This is a genomic window from Anaerococcus porci, from assembly GCF_009696575.1.
Classification (GTDB): Bacteria; Bacillota; Clostridia; order Tissierellales; family Peptoniphilaceae; genus Anaerococcus; species Anaerococcus porci.
On sequence record NZ_VULQ01000001.1, the window covers coordinates 21,379 to 41,880 of the forward strand.

Here is a 20,502-nt window from a genome sequence, read left to right on the forward strand (position 1 = left end):
ATAATATGGATAAAAATGCTTTTGATATAATTAAAAGAACTAACATTTTTAAAAATGACATAAATAATATAAAAAAGCTTAGCAAAATTTCATCAAATAAATTAAAATTTGATTTTAATGGTATTACCTATGTGGTTGGATTGTATCCTATAGAAGATTTTGATAATTTAAAAAAAGAAAATGAAATTAATAATTACCTTAGAAGTATAGATGTCAATCCTTTAGACTTATATGAAATCGGAATTATGCCTGACTTAGATAAGTCATACAAGGTATTTGAATTTAGAAATGAAATATCTTTAAAAGAATATATAAGTAAATATTCTAGTAAAGAGGTATATAATATTGGACTTAAATTTGGAGAGATTTTAAAAAAAATCCATATGAAAAAAATTGACTCCAATTTAGATTACGATTGGCATAAAAAAATTGAAACAAAGATAAACTTGCTCTTATATAGGCAAGGACTTAACAAAAATAATGGTGTTAATGATTATATATTGATAGATTATCTACAAAATAATTCTTATATATGTAAAAATACCTCATCAAATATTTTGTATGAGGGTTTAAATGACAAAAATATAAGAATATATGATAATGATAAAATAGACATAAGAGGTCTTAAAGATTTGAAAGTTGGTGATGGAATATCGGATTTTGTTAATATAAATAAGATTTCCATTACGAGTCCTGATTTTGCTAAAGGAGTTTTAGAATCTTACCATGAGGGTGAACAAGTATCTAGGAAATTTTTTAGGCTATTAAGCCTATACCAAGCTTATTACTTACTAGAATCCTTAGTTAATATAAGAGAAAATAAAGAATCTTACTTAAACGAAGAGGAAATAGAGAAGATTATTTTAATGTATGATAATTTTTCAACTATAATACCATCATGGGTGTAAATTTAAAGGATTTTTGCTATATTTAAAGCAAGAGTCCTTTTTCATTATTGTTTATTTTGTAATATAATATATAATATGATAATATTTAATTGATATTTTACATAAGGATGGGAAAAATGAATTACAAAGTTAATAAAATTATAAGTATAATATTTAATTCATTATTGCTTTCATTTGGAATGTATTTTTTTCTTGTGCAACATAGTATAGCCTCTGGTGGAGTTACTGGAATTTCTATAATAATTTCTAAATGGTTTAGTTTTTTAACAGTTGGACAATGGTCTTTAATTTTAAATATTATTTTATTTATTGTAGCATTTGTATTTATGGGGGAAAGTTTTGGAAAAAAATCTATTCTTTCAGCAACGATTGTTTCATTAGGGATTATGTTTTTTGAAAGAGTATTTCCAGATACTATTTTGACCAATGATGTTATTATAAATGTGCTTTTCGGTGCAGGAATAGTTTCATATTCTTTAAGTAGAATATTCTTCAATGATGCTTCTTCTGGTGGAACCGATATAATTGCTGCCGTTTTAAATAAATATTTTTCAATAACCTTAGCTAAATGTTTGTTTGCTATAGATTTTTTAGTTGTTATGATGGCAGTTACTGAATTTGGCATAGAAAAAGCTTTATATGCTGTTATGACAGTTATAATACAATCAGTTGGATTTAACTATTTCATTCAAGGTTTAGGCAGAAAAATTGCTATCACAGTAATTAGTGATTATAGTGAAGAAATTAATAAGATGCTATTAAGTAAATATGATAGAGGTGTTACCTTATATAAATCTGAAGGTGGTTATTCTCATAAAAAAAGGGATATTATTCTTACGGTTGTCCCATTTAGAAGATTTCCATCTATAAGAGATGATATATTAGATATTGATAAAAATGCATTTGTATTTACACATACTATATCAGAAGTTTATGGTGAAGGATTTACATACAATGTATTTGAATGATAGGAGTGAAAAAATTAAAAATTTAATTATAAAAAGATTTGCTAAAAATAAAGCATATCTTAAGACTTGCTTTGGAGATGCTTTAATAGATAGCAAGCAAGTGTACAATAATAAAAAAGGGGATAAAGTAAAGGCTTATATATATTATGACATTAATAATGTTTTGAGGGCAAGTTGTAATTTAAGTATCATAGAACATAAAGTCTATAGTTTAAAATGTATAGATATAGATAAAAAAGGTGCCTATTTTTTGTTTGGAAATAATATAAAATTATTAATGCCAAAGGACCAAAAATCTTACAAGCTTTTTAAAGATATGACTTATCCAGTTGGAGTTATGTTAGATAAGGATAATATGCTTATATTAACTACTAAGATTAGGGAGTTTTTATCTCTTGACCATAATTTTAAGGAAAATGACATAGTGGAAGGCAGGATATATTCTATTAATAAACATATAGGAGCATTTGTAGCTATAAATAATCAATATGATTCTCTTTTAAGAATAAATGAACTTAAGGGAGTTCATATAGAAGGTGAACTGCTAAAACTAAGAGTCAAAGAAGTAAAAGAAGATGGTAAAATAGAACTTACTAATAGAAAAAGAGCCTATCTAGAGATAGATTCAGATAGTGAAAAAATTTTAGATTATCTTTATGAAAATGATGGTTTAGTAAATCTAGGAGATAAGTCAAGCCCTGATAAAATATATAGGATTTTTGGACTCTCAAAGTCTTCCTTTAAAAGAGCTATAGGTAGACTTTATAAGGAAAAATACATAAGAATTTTTTCTAATAAAATAGAGTTAATGAGGAGATAAAATGACAGAAAATAAAAAAATATTAGCAAGTGTAAATGACAAAGAGATAAGTCAAGAAGACGTAATAGCTTTTATTTCTAAAATGCAAGGTGGAAATCAATTTCTAAATCCACAAGGAATAAATCAAATTACTGATGAATTGGTTAATCAAGAACTTATGTATATTGATGCTAAAGAAAATAAACTTGATGAAGATGAAGAGTTTTTAAGAGAATTAGATATTACAAAGTCAAATATGCTTAAAAATTATGCTATGCATCTTCTATTTAAGGATATAAAAGTTGATGAAGTTGAAATAAGAGAATATTATGATAACAATAAAGAAATAATAAAAAAACCAAAGACATATAAAGCTAGTCATATTTTAGTTGAAGATGAAAATATGGCTAATAAAATTTTAAAAGAAATTAAAGGAGGCAGATCTTTTGAAGATGCTGCAGATAAATATTCTATAGATAAGGGTTCTAAGGGTGGAGATTTGGGTGAATTTCCAAAGGGAACAATGGTAAAAGAATTTGAAGATGCCTTAGAGAAACTTAGTGAAGGAGAAATATCTGAACCTGTAAAAAGCCAATTTGGTTATCACATTATTAAACTAGACCATGTTCATGAATCATTTCTACCAGAATTTGATGAGATTAAAGATAGAATACACGATACTTTGCTAATGATTAAAAGACAAGAAAAATATCTTGAAAAAGTTGGGAAAATTAAAGAAAAAGTAGAAGTTAAAAAATACTATTAAGAGCAAATGCTATGGACAATTCAGATTATAAATATAAGTTTAGAACAATAGCCAAAGACTTAGGCGATTATATAAAAGTAATTGATGATGAGAAATCATTAATAAAGTTCATCTTGTCAAAAGCAAGGGAAAAGGGTCTTAAAATTTTATTAATTAATGATTGTTATTACATCAAAAATGACAAGGCAATGGCTGTTCTTCACTTAAATGTCAGTGATAAAATAAATAGACTTTCATATATAGATGTAGTTGAAAATGATGACATAGTAGTAAATACTAATTTAGATGTAGCTGAACTGTCATCATTGATTTTGTTGATTATGTTGCTAGAAAGTGATATAAATAATTTTGATATTTTATTAACAAATAATTATGTTAATGATTATGATAGAGATTATACGACATTAAGGTCTTATATTAGGTCTAGCAATATAATAAATCTAAACTTAAATGAAGCTGATTGCATTGCAGAAAGTTTTGCTTCTTATACCCTTTCTACCTTAGATTTGCCTATTGTTAGGAGAAATATTGATAAAAAAGAGTTTTTGGATAATAATTTAGTATATAGGATATCTTTAAAAAATCTTTTAGGAAAAAGCTCAACTTTAAATCTAGAAAATATCCTAAAGAATGCAATTAAGATGCTTAATACTTTCTTAAGAAAATTAAAATCCAAAGTTGATATAGATTTGATTAGCTTTGATGGAAAGGGACTTTATGACTCAATTGCTACAGATGCTTATGTAGATATTGCTATTGATAAAAAATATGAAAATGATCTTTTAGATATATTTAAACTTTATTCTAGTGAATATTTAAGAGCAAATTTAAGGATAGAACCAAATTTAAAATTTGAAATAGAAAAAATAGAAGAAATTTCTTATCCGCCAATGACTGAAGATTCGTATAACCATATATCATCTTTTATAGAGCTTGCAATAAATGGTATTTATTCAGTAGATAGTAATACGAAACTAGCAATATCTTCTTGTCTTTTATCAAGAGCAAAGACTTTTGATGATAAATTATATATTATTATAATCTTTAGGTCTTTATCGGAAGATACTTTAAAAGATATGATGGAAAAAATTAAATTAGCTGCAAAAATAAATGGTGCAGAAATTGTTGAAAGGTTATCCATTCCTTCATGGCAAAATGAAAATAATAAGCTTACAAATGTATTTTCCAATGCCTTTGAGAAGTTGTTTAATACAAGTTTAAAGATAATTAAAACACAATATTCTTTAGATGGCATTTTAATTTTTCATAAATTTAATGTTAATATGGTTTCACTTGGGGTAAAATATAAACAAGTGGATATAGAAAAATCTACATTTGAATATAAAGATCTTTTAAAAACATATTCTTTAATTGAAGAAGTATTGTTAGAATTAAGAAAAAGTTTGGAGTAAATATGGCGAAAGAATTAGAAATTCATGGACATAATGTTGAATTTGAAAAAAATGAGGGAAAAGCTATTATAGAACTTCATATTGATGATAATCCAATAGAAGCTTATCTTCTAGATATATTTTCTGTTGACGAAATAGATTATATAGCCTTGATTGATAGTCAGTCAAGTGAATTGTATTTATTAGAATACAAACTAGAAGATGAAGAAAGTGGTGAAATAACATTAAATCCATTAGAAGATGAAGATAAGCTTGATGAAATTTATCATTTATTCAATCATTATTGGGATGAAGATTCGATAGATAGAATTATCAATGAGTATATAGAAGATATAGAAGATAGGGATATGGATGAGTAGTATCCTACCATATTATCCTATTTCAGAATATTATAAAAATAAATATGGTCAAAAAGTATATAAGCTACCTATAAAGTTGTCTTTAACCTGTCCTAACAGGGATGGAGAGGCTGGTTTTGGAGGATGTATATTCTGTTCTGAGTCTGGAGGAAGTTTTGAAAACTTACCAAGCTTTTTTACAGTAGAAAAGCAGCTAGAAATCAACAAGAATTACATAGGTAGTAAATATAAAGTAAAAAAGTTCATTGCATATTTTCAAAATTTTTCAAACACATATATGGACTATGAAAAATTTAAAGAAGTTATTTGTGCTTGTAATAAGAATTATATTATAGCTATATCAATTTCTACTAGAAGTGACTGTATAACAGAAAAAAAACTAGAATTTTTAGAAGATTTTTCTAAAAATACAGGAATAGATATAATAATAGAACTTGGTCTTCAAACTGCAAATTACAAAAGTCTTAAAATCCTAAATAGGTGTGAAGATTTGGCTGATTTTATTAAAGCTTGCAATATAATAAAAAAATATAATTTTAATATTTGCACTCATGTAATATTATCCCTACCTTGGGATGAGAAAATAGATATAATTGAAACAGCACGTATATTAAATGTTTTGGCTGTTGATGAGGTTAAAATACATTCTTTATATATAGTAAAGAATACAAAATTAGCTAATATGTATAAAAACAATGAGTTTAGAATGCCAAGAAAAGAAGACTATAAGAATAATGTTATTATCTTTTTAAGATATTTAAATAAAAATATTGCTATACAAAGATTAGTAGGAAGAGCACCAAGTGAAGACACAATTTTTTGTAATTGGAATAGTTCGTGGTGGGTAATAAGAGATGAAATAATTGCTGATATGAACGAAAATGGTTTCTCACAAGGTGATTTGAGCCAAAAAAAGAAATATAATATATTAGAGGGAGAGTAAAAATGATTTATTTAGTATTAGGACCATCAGGAAGTGGTAAAACAAAATGGTTAATAGACCAAGCTAATGATGAAAAAGGAAAGGGAAATGAAAATATAGTTTTTGTAGATAGTGATAATGATCAAATTTATTCATTAGATCACTCTGTAAGACTTATTGATGCATCAGACTTTTTTATTAATTCAATAGAATCATTTAGAGGTTTTATTGCTGGTATCTTAGCTAGAGACTATGATATTGGTAAGATATATATAGATGGTATATATGATATTGTAGATATTAACAAAGATAACATTGAAGAAATTTCACAAGATTTAAAGAAGTTATCAGATGAATGCAACGTCGATATTTATCTAGGACTAGATTGTAAGGCTAGTGATATACCTGAATCTCTCGAAGCAGAAGTTCACGAAACTAAATTACTAGATTAATTAAGTAGCCGTCTCAATGAGGCGGTTTTTTGATATTATTATGGAAGAGAAAAACAAATTAATTTCATTTAACACTTGGAGAAAGGAAAGTATAGACTTACTAACAAATAAAAGGATAGGTAAAAATGAGTTTTTAGAGAAAAATTATGAGTATTTAAAGAAACTTGACTTAAAACCATTTTCAAATATCTCTTCAGTTATGGAGGCAATTTATAATTATCAATATTATAATATTATGGCAAAAAGATCTAATTCTTTGGCTTTTGACATACATAACAATCCAAAGAAAAAAAAATATTACAAAAATTTAATTAATAATAGAGAGAACTTTTACCATTTAAAAGATATAGCAAGTTTAAGATTGCTTGAACTTGTAGAATATAGTGGTATAGAGGCCTATTATATTAAGTTGAGGTCAAAAAGACTGACGGGTGAAATATTTGAAATAGTTTTAAAAAATCATGATAAACTTATTCTACATTCAAAAAGTAAAAGTTTACTTAGAAAATTAGTTGAAAATAACTGTTTTGATAGTGAAATTAAGGAGTCTAAAATTGATTCCTATGTTAATAAGTCGTATTGATATGATAGAAGTTAAAATTGGTAAAAATGATTCGAATCAAAGATTTGATAGATTTTTAAGAAAGTATTTTAAGAATGCATCCTTATCGGTAATCCAAAAAAATATAAGGAAAAAAAATTTTAAAATAAATGATAAAAGAGCAAAAAAAGATGATTTAATCTGTGAGGGTGATTTGGTAAAGATGTATATTAAGGATGAGGATTATAATAAGTGGGTAAATACTAGAAAATTTAAGGATTGTGACTTTAATATAGATATAGTTTATGAAGATGACAATATTGTTGTTATAGATAAGAAAAAAGGTGTATTATCTCATGCTGCAAGTCCAAAAGACTATGGAAATAATATAGTGGATCAAATGACTTCATATCTTTATAAAACAAATAAGGTTGACAGCAGAGATTTAACCTTCAAACCAAGTATTGTCAATAGGCTTGATAGAAATACAGCAGGACTTATAATAGGTGCAAAAAATGCAAGGGCTTTAAGAGAGCTTAATAAAGCAATTAAAAATTCTCAAATACATAAGTACTACCTAACTATTGTTGAAGGAAAGGTAGACAAAGATTTTACTATAGATACAAATATTATAAAAAATGAAAATAAGAATATAGTTAAGTCAAATGAAGATGGTAAGAGAATTATTACTAAATTTCATCCTCTAGATATAAATGATAAATATAGCTTACTTGAATGTAAATTAATAACAGGTAGAACTCATCAAATTAGATATTCTTTATTTAAAAATGATACACCTATAATAGGTGATAGAAAGTACTTTAAATCAGGCATAGATTATAGGAAATATGGATTGGATAGTCAAGTTCTATTAGCTTATAAATTAAGCTTTAATACCAAGGGGTTTTTATCATATCTAAACAATAAGGAGATTAAATCAAATCAAACAAAGGATTTATTAAAACTTAAGGAGAAAGTTTTTAATGAAAGTTATACTAGATAATAATTCTATATATACAAACAAGATATACCTTTTTGAATTAGTTAAGGAGTTATTTCCTAAAAGTTTTAGAGATTATATTATAGCTTTAGTAAATGAGAAAATTGTTGATTTTAATTATAAGTTAAGACAAGATGACGATATTTTATTAATAAAAAAGGATATGCCATTAGCTTATTCAGTGTATGAATCAACATTAACTATGCTTTTGATTGATGCTTTAAAAAGTATTTACAATCAAACGGTTGTAGTAGAATATTCTATGAGTAATTGTCTTTATGTAAGGTTAGAAGATAAAGCTATAAGTCATGAATATATTTCATTATTATATAATATTATAAGAAATAATATTGATAAAGATATAAGTATAGTTAGAAAGTCAGTAACAAAAGAAATAGCAATTGATATTTTTAGAAAGCAAGGAGATTATTCTAAAATAGATTTAATGAAATCTATTGATAAAAATAAAGTAGACTTATATGAATTCAATGGGTGGTTTTATAATTTTTCTAACTTACTTTTAGCTAAAACATCTTGGATAGAAGAATTTGAAATTATATCATATTATCCAGGAATTATGTTGAATTTTAAAAAGATTAATGGAATTTTAAATAAATTTAGTGAAGAAGTTAAACTTACAAGAGTTTATGAACAGTCTAAAAAATGGACAAAGTTACTTGATATTAATTATGCTAGCGATTTAAATAAACTTGTTATAGATAATAAAATATCTACCTTGATAAAGGTAAATGAAGCTTATTATAATAATCAACTTGCAGATTGTGCATATGATATAATTAGAAGTGATATGAACATAGTAATGCTTGCAGGTCCTTCTTCATCTGGAAAAACTACAACTGCTAAAAAACTAGCTATACAATTGGCAGTATATGGAAAAAATGCTTATGTTATTTCTACAGATGATTATTTTCTAGACAGGGATAATACACCTTTGGATAAGTATGGAAATAAGGATTTTGAGAGTTTAAATGCAATTGATTTAAAGGCTTTTAATAGGGACTTACAAGATTTGATAGAAGGTAAAGAATTGAAACTGCCATCATATAATTTTACTAAGGGTATTAGGGAAATGTCTGATAAAAAAATCAAACTTGACAAAAAGACGGTTTTAATAGTTGAAGGAATTCACGCCCTTAATCCAAGTCTTACATCATTAATACCTGAAAAAAATAAATATAAAGTCTATGTTTCGGTTCTTAGCCAAATAAATATTGAGCCTCATGTTAGAATTTCATCCTCAGAAAATAGGCTAATAAGAAGAATAGTAAGGGATAATAAATTTAGGTCTTATGATACTGAAGCAACACTTAAAGTTTGGTCTAATGTAAGAAGAGGGGAAGAAAACTATATTTTCCCATATCAAAATACTGCAGACTTTTATGTTGACTCATCATTGTTATATGAGTTTAATGCGCTAAAAAGTTATGCAATAGATGCACTTGATCAGATAAAAAAGGACAGTGATTATTATTATATGGCACTAAAACTTAGAAAGGTCTTATCGTACTTCAAAAGTATAGAAGATACAAAGATTATTGCAGATGATTCAATTTTGAGAGAATTCATAGGAGATGAGAATGATTAAAACAATTGGATTAGATATAGGTGGCACAAAGATAAATGGTGCAGTTATAAATGAAAGAGGAGAAATCCTTAAAACATATAAATTAGAAACCTGTGCTAAAGAAGGTGCTCAAAAAGTATTATATAATATAGAAAAGATTATAAATGAGTTAAAAGATGATGATATTAGAGCTATAGGAGTTGGAACTCCTGGTTTCATAGATTCTGAAAAAGGAATTGTAACTTTTGCTGGAAATATTGATGGATGGACTGGATTAAATTTAAAAAAAGAGATAGAAAAAAGATCTGGAATCAAAACTTTTATAGAAAATGATGCAAATATTGCCTTGATTTGTGAAAAATGGCTGGGAGCAGCTAAAAACTACGATGATGTTGTAATGATAACTTTAGGAACTGGACTTGGTGGAGCTGTTTATAACTCTAAGATGGGACTTCTGGAAGGAGCAAATTTTCAAGGTGCAGAATTAGGTCATGTAATTTTATATCCAAATGGTGAGTATTGTACTTGTGGACAAAGTGGATGTGCAGAGGCATATTGCTCTGGGAGTGCAATTAGAAGACATTATAAGCAATTAACTCAACAGGATAAAACTGGTGAAGAAATTTTCAACCTATATGAAAAGGACGAAATTGCAAAAAATGTCGTTAATAGATTTATTGATGACTTATCTTGGTATTTAACTAGCCTTAGAAATATATTTGATCCAGAAATTATCATTATTGGTGGTGGAGTTATTAATTCAAGTAAAATTTGGTGGGATAAGCTTATTTATAAATTTAATGAACATTGCCATTTAGCTAGCAAAATAAAACTAAAGCCTGCTAAGTTTTTGAATGATGCTGGCATTATTGGTGCTGGGAAAATTGCTATGGAAAGGTTAGAAAATGAGTGATAAAATCTTAATTTGTGATGATGAAGATCATATAAGACAGTTTATGAAGATAAATCTTGAATATTCAGGATTTGATATAGTTGAAGCTGGAAGTGGAGAAGAGGCACTTAAACTTGCGGATATTGAAAAACCTCAAGTTTATATTTTAGATATAATGCTTCCAGGTATAAGTGGCTATGAAGTATGTGAAAGTATAAGAAAGAATTATCCTAAAGCTGGAATAATAATGGTTTCTGCAAAAAGTCAAGATATAGATAAAATACTAGGGCTTGAAAGAGGTTGTGATGACTATATAATTAAGCCTTTCAATCCTCAGGAATTAATTTTAAGAGTTAGGTCACTTGTAAGAAGAGTAAATTATACAAATGATGAAAAAGAAAAAGTAAATGAAGATATATTAGTAGATGGGATATTTAAACTAGATTTATACTCTAGGAATTTTTATAAGAACAATAAAGAGATTGATGTTACACCTACAGAGTTTGTAATAATTAAAAATTTCATTCTAAATAAGGGTAAGGCTATGAGTAGGATGGAGATTATGAAGGATACTTGGGGAGATAACTATAGCACTGATACTAAGATAGTTGATGTTAATATTAGAAGAATTAGGGCAAAGATTGAAGAAAATCCTGCCAAGCCAGAATATATTGAGACTGTATGGGGAACGGGTTATAGATGGAGTTAGATAATAAGAAATCTAAATCAAAATTAGGTATTTTTAATATAAATCTAAATAGTATTATTTTTAGTATTATGAAAATAATTATGCTTTTTGTAACAGTTGTTGTTATAGGCTTTGAAATATTTTCATATTCATCTATAAAAAACTATTATGAATCTGCCTTAGTTGGAGCCATGTTAAATCAAGCTAGATATAATCAAGTTCTCTATTCAAATTATTTATCGAGATATGATTTATCTGAAATTATTATAGGAGATAAAAATTCTTTTTATAGAAATAATATAAGTCAAGTGCAAATATTAGATAACTCAGCAAATGTATTATTCGATTCTTTAGGGTCAAGTCAAATAGGGAAAAAAATCAACTCGACTGATGTTAATAATGCGAATAAAGGAGAATACTCATATCAAAAAACTATAAATTCAAAAACTGGTGAAGAAGTTATAGCCTTATCATATCCATTAAATGATAATGAAAAACAAATAGGTATACTAAGATTAATTTCATCTACTAAGATTGTTAGAGAAAATGTAAATAATCGAATGGTAGTTTATTTATTTTTTGGGCTATTAACTTTAATAATAACTCTTATAGTTTCATATTACGCATCTAAAAGATGGACAGTTCCAATAAAAAAATTAACTGTAGTTGGAGAGAAATTAGCACAAGGAGATTTTAAGGCGAAAGCCAATGAAAGTGGTAAAAATGAAATATCTGAATTAGGTCAAACTCTTAATTTTATGAGTGAAAATATAATAAAAAGAGAAGATATGAAAAATGAATTTATTTCTTCAGTATCACATGAACTCAGAACACCATTAACATCAATAAAAGGTTGGGCTATTACTTTACAATCTAAAGATATCCAAAGTAATGAAGATATGCTTAATCAAGGCTTAACTATTATAGAAAATGAAGGGGAAAGACTATCACTAATGGTAGAAGATTTGCTGGATTTTTCAAGGCTATCATCAAGTTCTTTCCAATATGAAAAAGAAGATTTAAATATAGTGGCTCTTGTCAAGGAGGTATATACTCAACTTTATCCAAGGTCTATAAATGAAAAAATTAAGTTTGATTTTATATCTGTGTATGATGAAATAATTGCTCACGTAGATAAAAATAGGCTTAAAGAAGTCTTTATAAATATTATTGATAATGCAATGAAATTTACTGAAAAAGATGGACAAATATCTGTTATCATTAAAAAAGAAGATTCAAATGTATGTATTGATATTAAAGATAATGGTGAAGGTATAAAAGAAGATGAAATAGCTTTTGTATCAAGTAAATTTTATAAGGGCTCATCTTCAAAAAGTCAAACAGGACTAGGACTTTCAATATGTGAAGAGATAATAAAAGCCCATGATGGAAAATTGATTATAAAGAGCAAATATACTGTAGGAACTACTGTAACAGTATTACTACCAAGGATTGATTAATATGAATAAGATAAAGAAAATTTCTATATTGTTTTTAATTTTTATATTAACATCTTGTAGCTTTGGAAGACCAGAAGATGTAACTGAATTAATAGAAACACCTAAAATTGAAGATCCTATCCTTAAAGGAACTTGGGAAGTAAAGGAAATTAAGAGTACATCAAATAACAAGAATTCGGATAAGATTAAAAAAGGAGATATTCTATATATTGACAATGACCTAGTGGCATTAAATGATGACTATGCATATCCTCCTAAGTTTTCATCAAAATATGTTGACCTAAATTCATATTTACAAAGTAGAAGTATAGATAAGAATATATTTGATAAAGATAATGTAGAGGTATTATCTGCAAGCCAAGGTGAGCTTTATTCAAAGGACTTTATAAAACTTTCAAATCAAGAGATTTTTATGATAGTAGATAATGCCATTATAGTTTTTGAAAAAATTGATGACAATGTTAGCAGGAGTATAGTAGAAAAATATGCCAAAAGAGCATCTAAGGAAAGAACCACTACAAAAAGTGGTAAAAAAGTAGAAGGAGATATATGTGTTTTAATAGGTGTTAGAGAAAGAATAGATACTGAATCATCTCCTAATTATTATTACTATACCTATTGCGTAAGAATTGACCCTAACAGGATGGCTAGAGTTGAAAAAGCAGAGCATATTTATTTTCCAAATAAACAAGAATTTTGGAGACTAAAATGTGAGTTGAATCCGCAAAGTAAAAAATATGATAGCTTTAAAGCCTATCCTATAAAATTAGAAAAGGAATTAAGTAAGAAAGAAAATCAAGAAAAATACAAGTTTATAAATAGAGATTTAGACCTAAAGATTAATTTTGTAAATGAAGATTATATATCATTTGATTATAATTTAGTTTCAGATAAGTCTCCAATTAATAAATATGCTATGGTTAAGACAGATGAATTAAAATCTAATACATTTATGACTATTAATGAGTATGCTGGCGATGAAAAAAGCAAACAGGTGTTTAAAAATCTTGTTTATGAACAAGTTAATAGTAATTTTGGTTCTGTAGATGAGGATAAAATGGCTTATGATTATACTAATTTTGGTTTGATAAGAAATCTTGGCTTATGGCAATTTCAGTCATCTTATCATTTAGAAAGGGATGGAGCTATAGAACAAAAATCTTTTCCTATTGATATTGCTTTAAGAGAGAATTTAATAGATCAAGATAATAAAGAAATAACAGTTGATCAAATCAAAAATTTAAACTACCAAGCCAAGGACTATTTCGAACTTGTAAACGGACAATATGTAGTTGTACAAAGTCCTGATGAGATTTTATTTTATCATATAAAAAATGGTCTTATAGACACAAATCCCAAATTTTCTATTCAATTACAAAATCCTAGTCAAATAATAATGTTTGAACAAGGATTAGGATCATATGCTGAAAAATGGGAAGATTCATTCAATGCTAACAATGTTATAATACACTAATTAGTTAATTGACTTAAAAGATTGATATTTGATAACATATTAATAAAGAGGTAAATATGAAACTTATTCTAGCAACATCTAATAAAGACAAGGTAAGAGAAATAAAAAAAATTCTAGATGACAAGATTAATATATTTAGTCCTGGCGATTTAAATATTGATAGCTTTGAAGTTGTTGAAGACGGAAAGACACTTAAAGAAAATGCCTACAAAAAAGCGAAGGCTATATATGATATTACAAATTTACCAACTCTCGCTGATGATACAGGACTATTTGTAAAATCACTTGATTTTAGACCAGGTGTATATTCTCATAGGTATGCAAATGAAAATCCAACTTATAAAGAAAATAGAGATAAGCTTTTATCTGAACTTAAAGATAAAGACAACAGACAAGCATATTTTATGACTGTACTTTGTTTTATAGATTCTAGAGGCAAAGATTATTATTTTGAAGGAAGAATAAATGGTGAAATAAGTCATAGAGAACATGGAGATAAGGATTTTGGTTATGATCAAATATTTAGGGTAAATAGTAAAACTTTTGGAGAAATGAAAGAAGAAGAAAAAAATTCATATAGTCATAGGGCAAAAGCCTTGGATAAGTTTAAAAATTTTATTAAAAATAATTATGAAAGTATTAGTAGTTAGTGATACACATGGATATGTTGATGATGTACTTAAGTTTTTAAATACAAACAAGGTAAATCTCATAATACATGCTGGTGATTTTAGTGAAGATGCATTGAAAATCAAAAGTATATCAGGGATAAAAACTCTTCGGGTTAAGGGAAATAACGACTATTTGGACAATACTAGCCCTGACCAAAGAATAATAAATATATATAATCACAGGATATTACTTGTTCATGGACATAAGGAAAATGTGTATTATTCTAAAAATTCATTAATAGATAAAGCGATAGAAAATGAGTGTGAGATGGTGATTTTTGGCCATACTCACACCTATTGTGAAGATTATGACGAAAACTTTAATATAATTCTATTAAATCCAGGCTCAGTATCCTTGCCTAGAGATATGATTAAGAGTATGGCAATGATTGAGATAAATGATTATATTAAAATTAAGAAAATTTGTATAAATTAAGGGTTTATAAAATGACAGGTTTAATAAATTTAGTGGTAGATAACTTTTCAAGTTTAATAATTCTACCAATTTTAACAATGATAATTATAGCTATAACAGTTGTTATTTCGAAAACAAGTGAAAGCAGAAGTGCAAAATTTTATCCGTCTATAGCTTTTGGTATTGTTTCTATAGTGCTAGCTATTTTCTCATATATTAATTTTACTAAGGATATAGGACTTAATGTTGCTTTTGTATCTATATCATTAGCTACAGCTTCTATAGTTGGAATTATAACAGCAGTAATAATTAATTTAATTGATGGCCTAAAATTGACATATAAAGATAATAATAAATAAGGAAAAGTTATGGGAAAGAATAAAGCTGCTTTTTTTGATATCGATGGTACTCTTTTTAGAAATTCACTTTTAATTGAGCATTTTTACTTATTAACAAAAAACAATATCATAGACAATAAGGCTTGGTATGAATATATAAAACCACTTTACCAAAAATATCAAGATAGGAAAGGCTCATATGAAGATTATCTAGATAAAGCATCAATTTTATATCAAAAAAACTTAATAGGTCTTGATAAATCAACTATAGACAAATATGCAAAGATAGCAATAGATATAAATAAAAGTAAAATTTATAGAATTACTAAAAATGCTATAAAATATCATAAAGAAAATGGCTATAAGGTTTTTGTTATATCAGGATCTCCTGACTTTTTGGTAAAAGAGTTTGCAAAACTTTATGGAGCTGATCATACTATTGCAACTAAATATATTTTTGATGAGGATAAAAAATTCACAGGAGAAATTTATCCAATGTGGGATTCAAAAAATAAGGAAAAATCAATAGATTTTTTAAAAGATAAGTATGATATAGATCTTAATAATTCTCATGCTTATGGAGATACAAATGGTGATTTTTCAATGTTTGTAAAAGTAGGCTTTGCTCATGCAATTAATCCAAGTTATGAATTAATCCACAATCTCAATGAGGTAAATAAAATTAGAGACAAAACTTTAATCCATATTGAGAGAAAAGATGTTAATTATACATTCTCATTAAAAGATTTAATGGTAGAATTTAAAAAATTTTAATTGAAATAAAAAATGAATATTTTTAAATTGCAAATTTTTTGTTAGCTAAATTTTGAGTTTATTATACAATAATGACTACATTATGAATAATATTTACTTATTTTTTAGCTATTTTATTTTATGAACAAATATATATAAATAATTTTATTTGATTTTATGTTAAAATTTATTTACAGACTAATAAGAGGGATATATCAAATGACATCAAGTGCGAAAAAAAAACCAATAATTGAAAAACTTGAATATAATTATTTAATAAAAGATGACATCTCATCATTAAATACACTGATGTCTTTATACGATGATATCAAATTTTCTGATTTTGATAAGTCTAATTTTCAAATAAGAAAATACATTTTAAAAAATATTAAAAGAAACTTTTGGTACTTATCAGATATTGATCAGGTCTTAAGAAGTTTAAATCAAACAATAGGTGATGATTTAAATAGGTTTGAATTTCTTTTATCATTAAAAAGTGAATTTAAGGCCTTTGAAAATAAGAAATTGATTGATAAGTTAGAATACCTTGCTATAGAATATTATGGGGTATCTTTTTTATTTGAAGAAAAAGAGATTTTTACTGAAACAAACGAAAAAATTTCTTTAATTAAAAATGAATTTAAAAAAATTACTTTCAATGATAAGAATTTAATTGCAAATATTAGAAAAAATGTGAAAAAATATTCTGACACTTATCTAAAATTTAAGGTATTAAATATAGATGTTAACACTAATAAGCAATTAGCATTTGATATGGATTTAATATACACTGAAGATATAACTTTAAAACAAGCACAAGAAATTAATGATAAGTTAACAAATCACTTATACAATGTAGCTGTTGAAGTTTATGCTGAGTATTATTGGAAAGGGCTTTGCAAAGAAGTAATAAATAGATATCATTAAAGGGCAGGAGCCCTTTTTTAATTGTTAAGAAGGTGGATAATGATTATATTAGGAATAGATCCAGGAATAGCAATCATGGGTTATGGTGTTTTAGAAACTAAAGGAAATAGAATAAGAGTTTTAGAAAATGGAGTTATTACAACTTCATCAAAAAGTAAAACACCAGAAAGATTAAAACATTTATATGATAATTTAGAGCAGATTATTTGTGAATTTAAACCAGATGAGTTTGCAATTGAAGAGTTATTTTTCAATCAAAATGTAAAAACTGCTATAACTGTTGGACATGCTAGGGGAGTTCAAATTTTATGTGCACAAAATTATAATTTGCCTATTTATGAATATACTCCTCTTCAAATAAAACAGGCTATTACAGGATTTGGAAGAGCATCTAAAACCCAGATGCAAAAGACAGTTACTACTTTGCTAAATTTGAGTCAGATACCAAAGCCAGATGACGCTGCAGATGCTTTAGCAATTGCTCTAACACAAGTATTTAGTCAAAGATTTAAAGAACAATTTAGGATGAATTAATGATAAGTTATATAATTGGAGAGGTAAAATACATTAATGAAGATAGTTTTATTATTGAAAATAAAAATCTTGGATTTTTGATAAATTCTTCATTAAACACTATTAGTAAGCTTGAAATTAACAGTGAATATAAGATATTTACTAAAATGAATGTAAGAGAAGATGATATATCTTTATTTGGATTCTCTTCTAAAGAAGAGCTTGAAATGTTTGAACTTTTAACTAGTGTATCAACCATTGGACCTAAAAATGCTATAGCAGTTTTATCATCTTTAAATGTAGATAAGATTAAATTTGCCATAATTAATAACGATATAGATACACTAATTAAGGCTAAAGGTATAGGTAAAAAAACAGCATCAAGAATTATACTCGAGCTTGTTGATAAGGTTAAGAAGATGCCAATAAACAATATTGATGATTATGAAATAAATACTACAAAAACCAATAGTGAGATTAATGTAGCAAGAGAGGCTTTATTAAATCTTGGGTATGAAAGAAATAGTATAGATAAGGTATTATTTGACTTAAAGGATACTGATCTTACATTAGAAGAAATAATAAAGGAAAGCTTAAAAAAGATGATTTAGGGTGATTTAATGTATGATAATAATGATAGGATAGTAGGCAGTAATGAACAGTTGAATGATTCATACAAGGAGCTATCTATTAGACCTAAATGGTTAAAAGACTATATAGGACAAGATAAAGCAAAGGAAAAACTTAAAATATTTATAGAATCGTCTCTGAAAAGAGGAGAATCTTTAGATCATGTTTTGTTACAAGGTCCCCCAGGACTTGGTAAAACTACTCTTTCTAATATAATAGCTAATGAATTAGGTGTAAACATTAGAATTACAAGTGGTCCTGCTATAGAAAGACCATCGGATCTTGCAAGTATTCTTACAAATTTAGATAAGGGAGATGTTTTATTTATTGATGAAATACATAGGATAAATAGATCAGTAGAAGAAATACTTTATCCAGCTATGGAAGATTTTGCTTTGGATATTATAGTAGGTAAGGGACCAAATGCCCAATCTATAAGGATTGATCTAGAGAAATTTACTTTAGTTGGTGCGACAACAAGAGCAGGAATGCTTTCTGCGCCTTTAAGAGATAGGTTTGGTGTTCTTTTATCGTTAAATCTATACAATAATGAAGATTTGACTCGAATTGTAAAAAGATCTGCTGGTATATTAGATATATCTATAGAAGATAGTGGAGCATATGAAATAGCAAGAAGGAGTAGGGGAACTCCTAGAATTGCCAACAGACTATTAAGAAGAGTAAGAGACTATGCAATAGTCAAGAAAGATGAAATAATCGATTATGAGACATCCTGTGAAGGATTAGAGCTATTAGAAGTTGACAATATGGGTCTTGATAGTATGGATAAAAAAATTATACTTACAATGTATGAAAATTTTTCTGGAGGACCTGTGGGTATTGATACAATAGCTGCTTCAACAGGAATAGAAAATGTCACTATAGAAGATGTTTATGAACCTTATCTTCTTCAAATAGGATTTTTAACAAGAACTCCTAGGGGTAGAATGCTTACTAAAAAGGCTTATAGACACTATAATTTGAAATATGAGGATAAGAATGAAAACAGATGATTTTGATTACAATTTACCTGAAGAACTAATAGCTCAACATCCAACTGAAAAAAGAGATTATTCAAGACTAATGGTAGTTGATAGAAAAACAGGAAAAAGAGAAGATAAACATTTTTATGATATTATAGATTACCTAAATGAAGGTGACCTTCTTGTAATGAATGATACTAGAGTTATTCCTGCAAGGTTATTTGGGCATAGGCCTTATAAGGAAGAAAAGATTGAAGTTTTTCTACTAGAAAATATAAAAGATGATTTTTGGGAAGTTTTAGTAAGACCTGGTAAAAAAATGCAAATAGGAACAGAGTGTATCTTCTCTGATAAACTAAGATTAAAGGTTATTGATATAAAAGAAGACGGTAATAGAATTGTAGAATTTTATTATTGTGGAATATTTAGAGAAATTCTAGATGGTTTGGGAAATATGCCTTTACCACCATATATAAAAGAGAAATTAAAGGATAAAGAAAGATATCAAACAGTATATTCAAAAATACCAGGTTCTGTAGCAGCTCCTACAGCTGGACTCCATTTTACTAAAGATTTGTTGGAAAAAATAAAAAACAAGGGTGTTAACATTGCCTTTATTACCCTAAATGTTGGTCTTGGAACTTTTAGGCCAGTAAAAGTAGATGATGTAAAAAATCATAAAATGCATTCAGAACATTACAGTATTAGTAAAGAAACAGCTTGTTTGATTAACAAAACTAAAAAAAACAATAAAAGGATAATATCAACAGGAACTACAACTACAAGAACACTTGAATCAGTATATAAAAAGAACAATTGTATAAAAGAAGACTCTGATTTTACAGATATTTTTATTTATCCAGGTTTTGATTTTAAAGTTATTGATTGTCAGATAACAAATTTTCATTTACCTAAGTCGACTTTAATTATGCTAGTTTCAGCTTTTGCAAGCAGAGATATAATACTGGATGCTTACAATGATGCTGTAGCTAAAAAATATAGGTTTTTCAGTTTCGGAGATGCGATGTTTTTAAAGTAGGAGAAAA

General features: G+C 26.7%; 24 protein-coding genes. All 24 read left to right on the top strand.

Features of this window, described 5'->3' with window-relative positions:
- Positions 1-5: 5 nt before the first annotated feature.
- The 24 genes from FYJ26_RS00105 (at position 6) to queA (ending at position 20,495) form a co-directional block, all read left to right on the top strand.
- Positions 6-908 carry a kanamycin kinase gene (locus FYJ26_RS00105; RefSeq protein ID WP_154538709.1) on the top strand — a complete coding sequence of 301 codons (903 nt, stop codon included), beginning with the start codon at positions 6-8 and terminating at the stop codon, positions 906-908.
- A gap of 179 nt (positions 909-1,087) precedes the next feature.
- Positions 1,088-1,876 carry a YitT family protein gene (locus tag FYJ26_RS00110; RefSeq protein WP_229771195.1) on the top strand — a complete coding sequence of 263 codons (789 nt, stop codon included), beginning with the start codon at positions 1,088-1,090 and terminating at the stop codon, positions 1,874-1,876.
- On the top strand, positions 1,845-2,696 hold the full coding sequence (locus FYJ26_RS00115; protein WP_326831218.1) for a S1 RNA-binding domain-containing protein: 852 nt from the start codon (positions 1,845-1,847) through the stop codon (positions 2,694-2,696). The genes FYJ26_RS00110 and FYJ26_RS00115 overlap by 32 nt, the downstream gene beginning before the upstream one ends.
- Before the next feature lies 1 nt (position 2,697).
- A complete protein-coding gene (locus tag FYJ26_RS00120; RefSeq protein WP_154538711.1) occupies positions 2,698-3,441 on the top strand; it encodes a peptidylprolyl isomerase in 744 nt (247 codons plus the stop codon).
- Positions 3,442-3,452: 11 nt separating this feature from the next.
- The gene (locus FYJ26_RS00125; protein WP_154538712.1) at positions 3,453-4,853 is read left to right on the top strand and encodes a zinc-binding metallopeptidase family protein; all 1,401 of its coding nucleotides are present in this window, start codon (positions 3,453-3,455) and stop codon (positions 4,851-4,853) included.
- Positions 4,854-4,855: 2 nt separating this feature from the next.
- On the top strand, positions 4,856-5,212 hold the full coding sequence (locus FYJ26_RS00130; RefSeq protein WP_154538713.1) for a DUF1292 domain-containing protein: 357 nt from the start codon (positions 4,856-4,858) through the stop codon (positions 5,210-5,212).
- On the top strand, positions 5,205-6,155 hold the full coding sequence (locus tag FYJ26_RS00135; protein ID WP_154538714.1) for a TIGR01212 family radical SAM protein: 951 nt from the start codon (positions 5,205-5,207) through the stop codon (positions 6,153-6,155). Before FYJ26_RS00130 ends, FYJ26_RS00135 begins: the two co-directional genes overlap by 8 nt.
- 2 nt (positions 6,156-6,157) lie before the next feature.
- On the top strand, positions 6,158-6,586 hold the full coding sequence (locus FYJ26_RS00140) for a hypothetical protein (RefSeq protein ID WP_154538715.1): 429 nt from the start codon (positions 6,158-6,160) through the stop codon (positions 6,584-6,586).
- 40 nt (positions 6,587-6,626) lie between these two features.
- On the top strand, positions 6,627-7,169 hold the full coding sequence (locus FYJ26_RS00145) for a DUF6648 family protein (RefSeq protein WP_229771180.1): 543 nt from the start codon (positions 6,627-6,629) through the stop codon (positions 7,167-7,169).
- Positions 7,150-8,130 (top strand): RluA family pseudouridine synthase, encoded by a 981-nt coding sequence (locus FYJ26_RS00150; protein ID WP_154538964.1) that lies wholly within the window; start codon positions 7,150-7,152, stop codon positions 8,128-8,130. Before FYJ26_RS00145 ends, FYJ26_RS00150 begins: the two co-directional genes overlap by 20 nt.
- A complete protein-coding gene (locus FYJ26_RS00155) occupies positions 8,111-9,733 on the top strand; it encodes a nucleoside kinase (RefSeq protein ID WP_154538717.1) in 1,623 nt (540 codons plus the stop codon). The genes FYJ26_RS00150 and FYJ26_RS00155 overlap by 20 nt, the downstream gene beginning before the upstream one ends.
- Positions 9,726-10,625: an ROK family protein gene (locus FYJ26_RS00160; protein ID WP_154538718.1), complete on the top strand. Its 900-nt coding sequence runs from the start codon at positions 9,726-9,728 to the stop codon at positions 10,623-10,625. The genes FYJ26_RS00155 and FYJ26_RS00160 overlap by 8 nt, the downstream gene beginning before the upstream one ends.
- The gene (locus tag FYJ26_RS00165) at positions 10,618-11,313 is read left to right on the top strand and encodes a response regulator (protein WP_154538719.1); all 696 of its coding nucleotides are present in this window, start codon (positions 10,618-10,620) and stop codon (positions 11,311-11,313) included. The genes FYJ26_RS00160 and FYJ26_RS00165 overlap by 8 nt, the downstream gene beginning before the upstream one ends.
- Entirely contained in the window at positions 11,304-12,752 is a 1,449-nt protein-coding gene (locus FYJ26_RS00170; RefSeq protein ID WP_154538720.1) for a sensor histidine kinase, read from the top strand. The genes FYJ26_RS00165 and FYJ26_RS00170 overlap by 10 nt, the downstream gene beginning before the upstream one ends.
- Position 12,753: 1 nt before the next feature.
- The gene (locus FYJ26_RS00175; RefSeq protein ID WP_154538721.1) at positions 12,754-14,226 is read left to right on the top strand and encodes a hypothetical protein; all 1,473 of its coding nucleotides are present in this window, start codon (positions 12,754-12,756) and stop codon (positions 14,224-14,226) included.
- Positions 14,227-14,282: 56 nt separating this feature from the next.
- On the top strand, positions 14,283-14,876 hold the full coding sequence (gene rdgB / locus FYJ26_RS00180) for an RdgB/HAM1 family non-canonical purine NTP pyrophosphatase (protein WP_154538722.1): 594 nt from the start codon (positions 14,283-14,285) through the stop codon (positions 14,874-14,876).
- Positions 14,857-15,333, top strand: a complete 477-nt coding sequence (locus tag FYJ26_RS00185) for a YfcE family phosphodiesterase (RefSeq protein ID WP_154538723.1) — start codon at positions 14,857-14,859, stop codon at positions 15,331-15,333. The genes rdgB and FYJ26_RS00185 overlap by 20 nt, the downstream gene beginning before the upstream one ends.
- 11 nt (positions 15,334-15,344) lie before the next feature.
- Positions 15,345-15,671: a hypothetical protein gene (locus FYJ26_RS00190; protein ID WP_154538724.1), complete on the top strand. Its 327-nt coding sequence runs from the start codon at positions 15,345-15,347 to the stop codon at positions 15,669-15,671.
- A 9-nt stretch (positions 15,672-15,680) separates the two neighbouring features.
- On the top strand, positions 15,681-16,424 hold the full coding sequence (locus FYJ26_RS00195) for an HAD family hydrolase (RefSeq protein ID WP_154538725.1): 744 nt from the start codon (positions 15,681-15,683) through the stop codon (positions 16,422-16,424).
- Between the two features lie 156 nt (positions 16,425-16,580).
- A complete protein-coding gene (locus FYJ26_RS00200) occupies positions 16,581-17,330 on the top strand; it encodes a hypothetical protein (protein WP_229771181.1) in 750 nt (249 codons plus the stop codon).
- Positions 17,331-17,369: 39 nt separating this feature from the next.
- Complete coding sequence (ruvC, locus tag FYJ26_RS00205; protein ID WP_154538727.1) at positions 17,370-17,864, top strand: crossover junction endodeoxyribonuclease RuvC; 495 nt, start codon at positions 17,370-17,372, stop codon at positions 17,862-17,864.
- A complete protein-coding gene (ruvA, locus tag FYJ26_RS00210) occupies positions 17,864-18,454 on the top strand; it encodes a Holliday junction branch migration protein RuvA (protein ID WP_154538728.1) in 591 nt (196 codons plus the stop codon). Before ruvC ends, ruvA begins: the two co-directional genes overlap by 1 nt.
- Positions 18,455-18,463: 9 nt before the next feature.
- Entirely contained in the window at positions 18,464-19,486 is a 1,023-nt protein-coding gene (ruvB, locus tag FYJ26_RS00215; RefSeq protein ID WP_154538729.1) for a Holliday junction branch migration DNA helicase RuvB, read from the top strand.
- Complete coding sequence (gene queA / locus FYJ26_RS00220) at positions 19,473-20,495, top strand: tRNA preQ1(34) S-adenosylmethionine ribosyltransferase-isomerase QueA (protein ID WP_154538730.1); 1,023 nt, start codon at positions 19,473-19,475, stop codon at positions 20,493-20,495. Before ruvB ends, queA begins: the two co-directional genes overlap by 14 nt.
- Positions 20,496-20,502 lie beyond the last annotated feature (7 nt).

Coding starts and splice junctions, on each gene's coding strand:
- FYJ26_RS00105 (WP_154538709.1), top strand. CDS start 6: ATGGATAAAAATGCTTTTGATATAATTAAAAGAACTAACATTTTTAAA.
- FYJ26_RS00110 (WP_229771195.1), top strand. CDS start 1,088: ATGTATTTTTTTCTTGTGCAACATAGTATAGCCTCTGGTGGAGTTACT.
- FYJ26_RS00120 (WP_154538711.1), top strand. CDS start 2,698: ATGACAGAAAATAAAAAAATATTAGCAAGTGTAAATGACAAAGAGATA.
- FYJ26_RS00125 (WP_154538712.1), top strand. CDS start 3,453: ATGGACAATTCAGATTATAAATATAAGTTTAGAACAATAGCCAAAGAC.
- FYJ26_RS00130 (WP_154538713.1), top strand. CDS start 4,856: ATGGCGAAAGAATTAGAAATTCATGGACATAATGTTGAATTTGAAAAA.
- FYJ26_RS00135 (WP_154538714.1), top strand. CDS start 5,205: ATGAGTAGTATCCTACCATATTATCCTATTTCAGAATATTATAAAAAT.
- FYJ26_RS00140 (WP_154538715.1), top strand. CDS start 6,158: ATGATTTATTTAGTATTAGGACCATCAGGAAGTGGTAAAACAAAATGG.
- FYJ26_RS00145 (WP_229771180.1), top strand. CDS start 6,627: ATGGAAGAGAAAAACAAATTAATTTCATTTAACACTTGGAGAAAGGAA.
- FYJ26_RS00150 (WP_154538964.1), top strand. CDS start 7,150: ATGTTAATAAGTCGTATTGATATGATAGAAGTTAAAATTGGTAAAAAT.
- FYJ26_RS00155 (WP_154538717.1), top strand. CDS start 8,111: ATGAAAGTTATACTAGATAATAATTCTATATATACAAACAAGATATAC.
- FYJ26_RS00160 (WP_154538718.1), top strand. CDS start 9,726: ATGATTAAAACAATTGGATTAGATATAGGTGGCACAAAGATAAATGGT.
- FYJ26_RS00165 (WP_154538719.1), top strand. CDS start 10,618: ATGAGTGATAAAATCTTAATTTGTGATGATGAAGATCATATAAGACAG.
- FYJ26_RS00170 (WP_154538720.1), top strand. CDS start 11,304: ATGGAGTTAGATAATAAGAAATCTAAATCAAAATTAGGTATTTTTAAT.
- FYJ26_RS00175 (WP_154538721.1), top strand. CDS start 12,754: ATGAATAAGATAAAGAAAATTTCTATATTGTTTTTAATTTTTATATTA.
- rdgB (WP_154538722.1), top strand. CDS start 14,283: ATGAAACTTATTCTAGCAACATCTAATAAAGACAAGGTAAGAGAAATA.
- FYJ26_RS00185 (WP_154538723.1), top strand. CDS start 14,857: ATGAAAGTATTAGTAGTTAGTGATACACATGGATATGTTGATGATGTA.
- FYJ26_RS00190 (WP_154538724.1), top strand. CDS start 15,345: ATGACAGGTTTAATAAATTTAGTGGTAGATAACTTTTCAAGTTTAATA.
- FYJ26_RS00195 (WP_154538725.1), top strand. CDS start 15,681: ATGGGAAAGAATAAAGCTGCTTTTTTTGATATCGATGGTACTCTTTTT.
- FYJ26_RS00200 (WP_229771181.1), top strand. CDS start 16,581: ATGTTAAAATTTATTTACAGACTAATAAGAGGGATATATCAAATGACA.
- ruvC (WP_154538727.1), top strand. CDS start 17,370: ATGATTATATTAGGAATAGATCCAGGAATAGCAATCATGGGTTATGGT.
- ruvA (WP_154538728.1), top strand. CDS start 17,864: ATGATAAGTTATATAATTGGAGAGGTAAAATACATTAATGAAGATAGT.
- ruvB (WP_154538729.1), top strand. CDS start 18,464: ATGTATGATAATAATGATAGGATAGTAGGCAGTAATGAACAGTTGAAT.
- queA (WP_154538730.1), top strand. CDS start 19,473: ATGAAAACAGATGATTTTGATTACAATTTACCTGAAGAACTAATAGCT.